Genomic DNA, 7,481 nt, shown 5'->3' on the forward strand with positions numbered 1-7,481 from the left:
GGAATAATCTTTTTAGGAGCGGGCTAGGAGTGCCACCTCCTAAAAAAAATATTTGTTGCTTCACAGGCATCTGCCTGTTACCTCCAACGCCCCCGGTAAGAAACTGGGTTTCTTACATAGATATATCGTCCTCAACCTGTTATTTTCCGTATAAACCGAGTTTCTGAGCGCAACTCGCATTCATATTTCTTACTATTGACAGAACTCTTTTGAGGATAAAATTTTTCCAGGCTGACACACACCTTACTCATTTAATTATAGCTTATGCTGACCACATCAAGTTTGTTAATCCGCGGCGCTCGCGTTCTTTTGCCCAACGGCGAGTTTTTAGTAGGGGACGTGGAAATCTGCGAGGGCAAAATTGTTCGGGTTGCTCCTGAAATTGCCGAATCGGGCGATCGAGAAATAGATGCGAAAGGCTTAACTCTGTTACCCGGAGTCATTGACCCCCAGGTACACTTCCGAGAACCGGGTTTAGAACACAAGGAAGACTTGTTTACCGCTAGCTGTGCTTGCGCTAAAGGCGGCGTGACTTCATTTTTGGAAATGCCGAATACCCGACCTCTGACAACAACCCAAGCTGCCTTAGATGATAAACTAAGTCGCGCTGCCGAGAAGTGTTTGGTGAATTACGGCTTTTTTATTGGTGCAACAGCCGAAAATTTGCCGGATTTGTTGACTGCGAATCCGACTCCGGGAATTAAAGTTTTTATGGGTTCGATGCACGGGCAGCTTTTGGTGGATGGAGAAGCAACTTTAGAGGCGATTTTTGCCAAGGGCGATCGACTAATTGCCGTACACGCCGAAGACCAAGCTAGAATCAATCAGAGGCGTCAGGAATTTGCCGGGATTTCCGATGTGGCCGTGCACTCGCAAATTCAAGACAATCAAGCAGCTTTATTAGCAACTCAGCTAGCATTAAAGCTTTCTAATAAATATCAGCGCCGTCTGCACATTCTGCACCTTTCAACTGGGGATGAAGCTGAGTTTTTGCGTCAGGAAAAACCGAGTTGGGTAACGGCGGAAGTGACGCCGCAGCATTTGTTGTTAAATACCAGCGCCTATGAAAAAATTGGCAGTTTAGCTCAAATGAATCCGCCTTTGCGCGAACCCCGGGATAACGAAATACTTTGGCAAGCTTTATTAGACGGCGTAATTGATTTTATCGCCACCGATCACGCGCCGCACACATTAGCAGAAAAAGCTCAAGATTATCCGAATACGCCGTCTGGAATGCCAGGAGTCGAAACTTCTTTGCCTTTGATGCTGACCCAAGCAGTGCAGGGAAGATGTACGGTTGCGCAAGTTGCTAATTGGATGTCAACGGCAGTGGCTAAGGCTTATAAGATTCCGAAGAAAGGGTCGATTTCTCCGGGGTTTGACGCTGATTTGGTATTAGTAGATTTGGACAATTACCGCCCGGTGGTGCGAGACGAAATCGTGAGCAAGTGCGGCTGGAGTCCCTTTGAAGGTTGGAATTTAACTGGATGGCCTGTGGTCACGGTTGTGGGAGGAAAAGTTGTTTTTGAGAATAATAAATTGGATACAAATGTGAGGGGAGAAGCCTTGACATTTGACGCTGAGTCAGCATGAATTTAACTCAAGTGTTATAATTGGGTATTCCTGCATCGCAAAGGCGATATTACCCATGCTTCTCCAAGAACTAGAAACACAACTCCTGGCCTTAACTCCGACTGAGAAAGCTGAAGCCATCCGGCTTTTAACCCAAAGTTTAAAGAATAGCTGGCCAGGAATTACCAAAACTCCCGACGTGTGTGGCGGCGATGCTTGCATTGCCAAAACTAGACTTCCCGTTTGGCTGTTCGTGAGTTTGCGCCGTCAAGGTTCAAGCGATGCTGAACTTCTACAATTTTATCCCCATTTGAATGCTGCAAACTTAGTAAATGTCTGGACTTATGCTGAGGCTAACTCCGAAGAAATTGAAACAGCACTCCGAGAAGAAGCAGCAGCAATGATGCAGGAAGTATAATTTATGGCACGTCTCTATGCAGATGAACAGTTCCCGTTTCCTGTTGTGGCATTGCTGCGAAATTTCGGTCACGATGCCCTGACTATTCAAGAGGCAGGAAATGCCGGAGATGATGACCCGGAAGTATTAGCCTTTGCTGTGAATAACGATCGGGCCGTTATGACGCAAAATCGTCGGCATTTCATTCGTTTGCACGCTCAACAACCCAACCATGCTGGTATTATCGTGTGTACAGACGATAAAAATCTAGAAAGGTTGGCAACACGCATCAATGATGCTATTTCAATTGAGGAAACTTTGAGAGGTAAATTGATTCGTGTCAACCGTCCGCAGTAAGTAAGCGCGAGCGAAGCTATCCCGAAGAAAATCGCCTTTTCTCAAATTTCCAATTGCCAATTAAATAAGTCCCCATTACCAATTACTTCAATTTGCCGCCCGTTATCTAGATAACTCAAATAAATTTGCAAATGATTCTCTGGTTTGTATTGCAATCTTTCCGCCCATTCGATCGCCACAATTCCCAAATCCCTTTCTAATCCGTCCCAATAACTTTCTAAGTGCAAAGCTTCGGCTTCTTCGGGTTCCAGTCGATACAAATCGAGATGGTACAGCGGAACTCGCCCTGCAAAATACTCGTTAATCAGGGTGAAAGTAGGACTTTCGATCGAGTCTGAGATTCCTAAACCTTCAGCGATACCTTGAACCAAGGTAGTTTTGCCAGCACCTAAATCTCCTTGTAATAAGATTACAGTGGCTGGGGGGAGCGATCGACCTAATGATACGCCCAACTTGCGCGTAGCTTCAGCATCTGGAAGAGAAAGTATCATCTTAGTCATTAGTTATTAGTCATTAGTCATTAGTCATTAGTCATTAGTTACTCGCTTGAGGCTGCTAATAACAAATAACATTAGTCTGCACCGTCAACAGTCAACAGTCAACAGTTAACAGTCAGCAGCTTAAATGTTCTGGGCGCGACCGTACCAACGCAGCAACATCCCCGCCAACCTTTGAGAATTGTGGCGAATTAAACCCGTATTTTTATCTTCATCCATCACATTTGCGATGACAATTCGCCGCCCCAATTGCGTTACGGCTTCTCGATCGAGTACAACCGGATAAGAATTCTCCTGAGAATAGCGGATCAAAGCTTTTGCAGAAGGGACTTTTCCTTGAACTACTACAGCATCGAACAGTGGCCGGCCGCAAGCGCGGTCGATCGCCCGAATGTGGTCTGCAACACTGTATCCGTCAGTTTCCCCCGGCTGAGTCATAATATTGCACACATAAATGCGCGGAACTTCGCTGTTGGCGATCGCATCAGCAATTTCCGGCACTAACAAATTCGGAATGACACTCGTATAAAGACTCCCTGGCCCAATAATAATAAAATCCGCTTCCCGAAGCCCTTCCACAGCCCTAGGTAAGGCCGGAGGATTAGCAGGAGTACAGCCTATTTTGAGGATTTTTCCGTTAGCTTTTGTAATGCTGGACTCCCCCTCAATCCTCCGGCCGTCCGCCAGTTCTGCCCACAAAGACACGTCGCTCAGAGTAGCCGGCAGCACCTCTCCCCTAACTGCTAAAACTTTAGAACTCGCGGCGATCGCCTGTTCCAAATCTCCAGCAATATCGCTCATCGCCGTCAAAAACAAATTCCCAAAACTGTGACCCATCAAACCGTCACCGGCCTGAAAGCGATATTGAAATAACTCAGTTAATAACTTTTCCTCATCTGCCAAAGCCGCCAAACAATTGCGAATGTCTCCCGGCGGCAATACCCCAATTTCCCGCCGCAGCCGCCCGGAAGACCCCCCATCATCCGCCACCGTGACAATAGCAGTGATTTTGGCGCTGTAATCTTTCAATCCCCTGAGCAAATTAGAAAGGCCCGTACCGCCCCCAAGTGCCACAATTTTCGGTCCGCGGTGCAGCCTGCGGTGGTTGAGGAGGCGATCGACCAATTCCTCATTCCCTTCCGGCATCAGCACTTGAGTAATAGAGTTCAAACTGCGAGTTTGCCCCCACAGAATTAACAAAATCCCGCCAAGAATGATGAGCGGCCCCGACACGTAATTGGGAACAACTTCGGCAATCCACGCCAAAAAATTTCTCAACAATTGCAATAAGAAGAAAATGGGAGTCATCCCAGTCCAAATCGCTAAACCCAAAGTGGCAAGTACCACGCCGCTGGCACTGATCAGCAGCCACCGTTTCACCAACAGTCCGGGGGCTAACCACTTAAACCACTGGTGAACTCGCCCGTTCCGCAAAGAAGGGGGGTAAGGATTTCTGGATTGGGCAAAAACCTGCTTGGCTTTAGCCAAGACGCGGAGGGCTTTAGGAAGTGAACTAATTGACATGGTTAATTAGTCTTAAGGGTATTGGAACAGCTCAAGCTGACAAATTTACAATACAAGAGAGTTTTGATTCTGGCAGTCAATTTAAGTCATTAGTCATTAATCATTAGTCATGAGTCATTAGTCATTAGCTAGACTGATGACTGAGGACTGATAATTTATTGATAACATCCTATGGCTGAGCCACTAATCGAACTCAAGGGGGTAAGTAAGTCCTTCGGCCAGAACCCGATCCTCGATCGAGTCGATCTGAGGATTTATCGGGGAGAGGCCCTGGCAATTATTGGCCCTTCCGGGACTGGGAAATCTACGATTTTGCGGATAATTGCGGGTTTGTTGGCCCCGGATGCCGGTGAGGTTTTCGTTCAGGGACAGCGCAGGGTCGGATGGGTGGACGACGTGGCAGATCCGATCGGAATTGGGATGGTGTTTCAGCAAGCGGCTTTGTTTGATTCGCTGACGGTGGAGGAGAATGTCGGTTTTTTACTTTACCAGCATTCTAAGCTGCCGCGCCGCCGCATTCGGGAATTAGTGGAGGAAAAGTTGGAGATGGTGGGTTTGCCGCGAATTGGCGAACGCTATCCGGCGCAGTTGTCTGGGGGAATGAGGAAGCGGGTAAGTTTTGCCCGCGCCATCATGGCGAATCCCGATAATGACAGGGATAATCCAGAGGTTTTGCTGTACGACGAACCGACGGCGGGTTTAGATCCGATCGCTTCGACGGTAATTGAAGATTTAATCCGCGAGTTGCAGGCGGCCCAAGGTGTTTGCAGCACTTATGCGATCGTTACTCACCAAGACAGTACCATCCGCCGCACTGCCGATCGCATCGTGTTTCTCTATCGAGGCAAAGTGCAGTGGGAGGGAACTGTCAGCGATATTGCATCAACAGATAATTTGTTAATTCAACAATTTTTTAGCGGCAGCGTTACTGGCCCAATTCAAGTGATTGGATAGTCAATTGTCAGTTGTCAGTTGTCCGTGGTCAGTTTGCCGTGGTCAGTTTGCCGTGGTTAATTGTTTGTATTGTTGGGAGATAGTATATGTCACAAACAAACTTTCAGAAGTTAGATGTTTATAAATTAGCTGAAAAATTAGCTGATGAAATTTGGAATATTGTTATAAAATGGGACGCACTCGCAAAAGATACGGTCGGCAAGCAAATTATTCGCTCTGCTGATAGTATTGGTGCTAATATTGCTGAAGGAGATGGTAGAGGTAGCTATCAGGACCATCGGCGATTTATCAAGATCGCCAGAGGTTCTTTATATGAAACAAAGCACTGGTTGAGACGGGCTTATACTAGGCAACTACTAACAAGTACGCAAGTAGAAACACTCAAGCCAATTATTGATGAACTGTCGCCCCGGCTAAACGCCTATCTAAAATCTATAGGCAACACATATGACAAAAATTAACAACTATCAACTGCCAACTATCAACTATCAACTGCCAACTATCAACTGCCAACTGCCAACTGCCTAAGGAGGTAATATGCAATCGCGAACTGTAAGAGAAGGTTCTGTCGGGTTCTTAATTTTAGTAGGAATCGGTTTATTTGGTGGTTTAGTGCTCTGGTTGCGGGGCGTGCAGGTAGGCAACCGCAGCTACAAATTCGCCGTAGAATTTGCCAGCGCCCAAGGAATGCAAATAGGCACGCCCATCAGGTATCGCGGAGTTGCAGTCGGTAAAATTACCGCCCTCAAACCGGGTTCCAACGGCGTAGACGTGACGCTGGAGATTGCCCCCGGTACTTTAGTGATTCCCCGGGATGTGGTGATCGAAGCGAATAAATCCGGTTTAATTGGCGAATCGTCGATCGACATTACCCCCAACTCGATTTTGCCAGAATCATTACTTACCGCCAATCCCGTTAGTGCTGACTGTCCCCCTGAGATTATCTGCCAAAATTCGCGCTTAAAAGGTCAAGCAGGAGTTACTATCGACGAACTTATTCGATCCACAGTCCGCCTAGCTAATTTCTACACCGACCCCGCGCTGTTCAACAATATTAAATCCCTGGCAGAAAATACAGCTAACACAGCTAAAGGTGCAGCTAAACTCACTCAAGATTTATCGAAGTTAACTCAAACTGCCCAAACTGAAATAAAAACTTTGAATCAATCTGTACGGGGAGACCTTGGCAGCTTAAATCAATCTATAAAAACCGATTTAACAAGTTTAAATCAATCATTAAAGGGAGAATTTAATAGTTTAAATCAATCATTAAAGGGAGAGGCAAGCAGTCTAAATCAATCGCTTAAAGGGGAAATATCAGGAGTTGCGGCTGATATTTCTAAAGTAGCAGCTACGGCGGACACTTCCACAAAAGCCGTATCTGCCGCTGCGATAAATTCTGCTAATTCAGTAACTCAAGCAGCCAATCAAGTTACATTAACAGCCAACCAACTTAATTCTTTAGTAGCAACCAACCGCGCCAGTTTAGTTTCAACTCTGAATAACATCAATCAAAGCAGTCAGGAACTGCGGGTAGCTGTCAGCAGTTTGAGTCCGACAATTAATCGAATCAACCAAGGACAATTGCTGAACAATTTAGAAGTTTTATCAGCGAATGCAGCCCAAGCTTCTGGTAATTTGCGAGATTTATCCAGCCAGGTAAACAATCCGACCACTTTGCTATTATTGCAGCAAACTCTAGATTCTGCACGAGCTACATTTCAGAACGTCCAGAAAATTACTTCCGACGTGGATGATTTGACAGGAGATCCGGCTTTCCGCAACAACATTCGCAGGTTGTTCAACGGATTAGGAGGCTTGTTGGGTTCGACAGAACAACTCCGACAGCAAGTTAAAGTCACTCAAACATTAGCTCCCCTTTCTGAGAAAGTAAATGCGAGTAAAACTGCCAGAAATTCATCAGTAGAGCCTGGATTTCCTCGCTTGCAAAAACAGCCAAAATGGCCTGTTATACCTTCTCAAACTGCTAGGTCAGCAGAACCAGTAGATCCATAAAATACGCCTTAAAACAGGGTATCATTGAATAAGCGCAATTGCACAAGATTCGCGAGCTACTCTAGTTAGTAACCAGCGCAATACGCACAGGGTAAGCTCATCTAATTTGGTATAAATTGTACTTGACAAAAATGGCAAGATATCAAAGAGCATCCTGTCAGTAG

At 46.1% G+C, this 7,481-nt stretch carries 8 protein-coding genes; 6 read left to right on the forward strand and 2 right to left on the reverse strand.

Annotation, left to right across the window (positions count from 1 at the left end; all coding sequences use genetic code 11):
* Positions 1–264 precede the first annotated feature (264 nt).
* Genes QUA54_RS01800 through QUA54_RS01810 form a run of 3 tightly spaced genes read left to right on the forward strand, consistent with a single transcriptional unit; the run spans position 265 to position 2,326 of the window.
* Positions 265–1,593 (forward strand): dihydroorotase, encoded by a 1,329-nt coding sequence (locus QUA54_RS01800; RefSeq protein WP_333412790.1) that lies wholly within the window; start codon positions 265–267, stop codon positions 1,591–1,593.
* 55 nt (positions 1,594–1,648) lie between these two features.
* Positions 1,649–1,990, forward strand: a complete 342-nt coding sequence (locus QUA54_RS01805) for a DUF433 domain-containing protein (RefSeq protein WP_333412792.1) — start codon at positions 1,649–1,651, stop codon at positions 1,988–1,990.
* 3 nt (positions 1,991–1,993) lie between these two features.
* A complete protein-coding gene (locus QUA54_RS01810) occupies positions 1,994–2,326 on the forward strand; it encodes a DUF5615 family PIN-like protein (RefSeq protein WP_333412794.1) in 333 nt (110 codons plus the stop codon).
* Positions 2,327–2,367: 41 nt separating this feature from the next.
* On the opposite strand, the gene tsaE is transcribed toward QUA54_RS01810, so the two are convergent.
* Both tsaE and QUA54_RS01820 read right to left on the reverse strand, forming a co-directional pair.
* On the reverse strand, positions 2,368–2,817 hold the full coding sequence (gene tsaE, locus QUA54_RS01815) for a tRNA (adenosine(37)-N6)-threonylcarbamoyltransferase complex ATPase subunit type 1 TsaE (protein WP_333412809.1): 450 nt from the start codon (positions 2,815–2,817) through the stop codon (positions 2,368–2,370).
* Between the two features lie 129 nt (positions 2,818–2,946).
* Complete coding sequence (locus tag QUA54_RS01820; RefSeq protein ID WP_333412796.1) at positions 2,947–4,347, reverse strand: gluconeogenesis factor YvcK family protein; 1,401 nt, start codon at positions 4,345–4,347, stop codon at positions 2,947–2,949.
* Between the two features lie 171 nt (positions 4,348–4,518).
* On the opposite strand from QUA54_RS01820, the gene QUA54_RS01825 reads away from it, so the two are divergent.
* From QUA54_RS01825 to QUA54_RS01835, 3 genes are all read left to right on the forward strand, one after another.
* A complete protein-coding gene (locus QUA54_RS01825) occupies positions 4,519–5,301 on the forward strand; it encodes an ATP-binding cassette domain-containing protein (RefSeq protein WP_333189123.1) in 783 nt (260 codons plus the stop codon).
* 86 nt (positions 5,302–5,387) lie between these two features.
* Positions 5,388–5,762: a four helix bundle protein gene (locus QUA54_RS01830; protein WP_333201002.1), complete on the forward strand. Its 375-nt coding sequence runs from the start codon at positions 5,388–5,390 to the stop codon at positions 5,760–5,762.
* A gap of 76 nt (positions 5,763–5,838) precedes the next feature.
* Complete coding sequence (locus QUA54_RS01835) at positions 5,839–7,317, forward strand: MlaD family protein (RefSeq protein ID WP_333412798.1); 1,479 nt, start codon at positions 5,839–5,841, stop codon at positions 7,315–7,317.
* Positions 7,318–7,481: the final 164 nt, after the last annotated feature.

Source organism: Microcoleus sp. MOSTC5, from assembly GCF_036701825.1.
GTDB lineage: Bacteria > Cyanobacteriota > Cyanobacteriia > Cyanobacteriales > Microcoleaceae > Microcoleus > Microcoleus asticus.

Bases quoted from the DNA above. Each gene is read 5' to 3' on its own strand.
- QUA54_RS01805 (WP_333412792.1), top strand. From the start codon at position 1,649: ATGCTTCTCCAAGAACTAGAAACACAACTCCTGGCCTTAACTCCGACT.
- QUA54_RS01825 (WP_333189123.1), top strand. From the start codon at position 4,519: ATGGCTGAGCCACTAATCGAACTCAAGGGGGTAAGTAAGTCCTTCGGC.
- QUA54_RS01800 (WP_333412790.1), top strand. From the start codon at position 265: ATGCTGACCACATCAAGTTTGTTAATCCGCGGCGCTCGCGTTCTTTTG.
- QUA54_RS01835 (WP_333412798.1), top strand. From the start codon at position 5,839: ATGCAATCGCGAACTGTAAGAGAAGGTTCTGTCGGGTTCTTAATTTTA.
- QUA54_RS01820 (WP_333412796.1), bottom strand. From the start codon at position 4,347: ATGTCAATTAGTTCACTTCCTAAAGCCCTCCGCGTCTTGGCTAAAGCC.
- QUA54_RS01810 (WP_333412794.1), top strand. From the start codon at position 1,994: ATGGCACGTCTCTATGCAGATGAACAGTTCCCGTTTCCTGTTGTGGCA.
- QUA54_RS01830 (WP_333201002.1), top strand. From the start codon at position 5,388: ATGTCACAAACAAACTTTCAGAAGTTAGATGTTTATAAATTAGCTGAA.
- tsaE (WP_333412809.1), bottom strand. From the start codon at position 2,817: ATGATACTTTCTCTTCCAGATGCTGAAGCTACGCGCAAGTTGGGCGTA.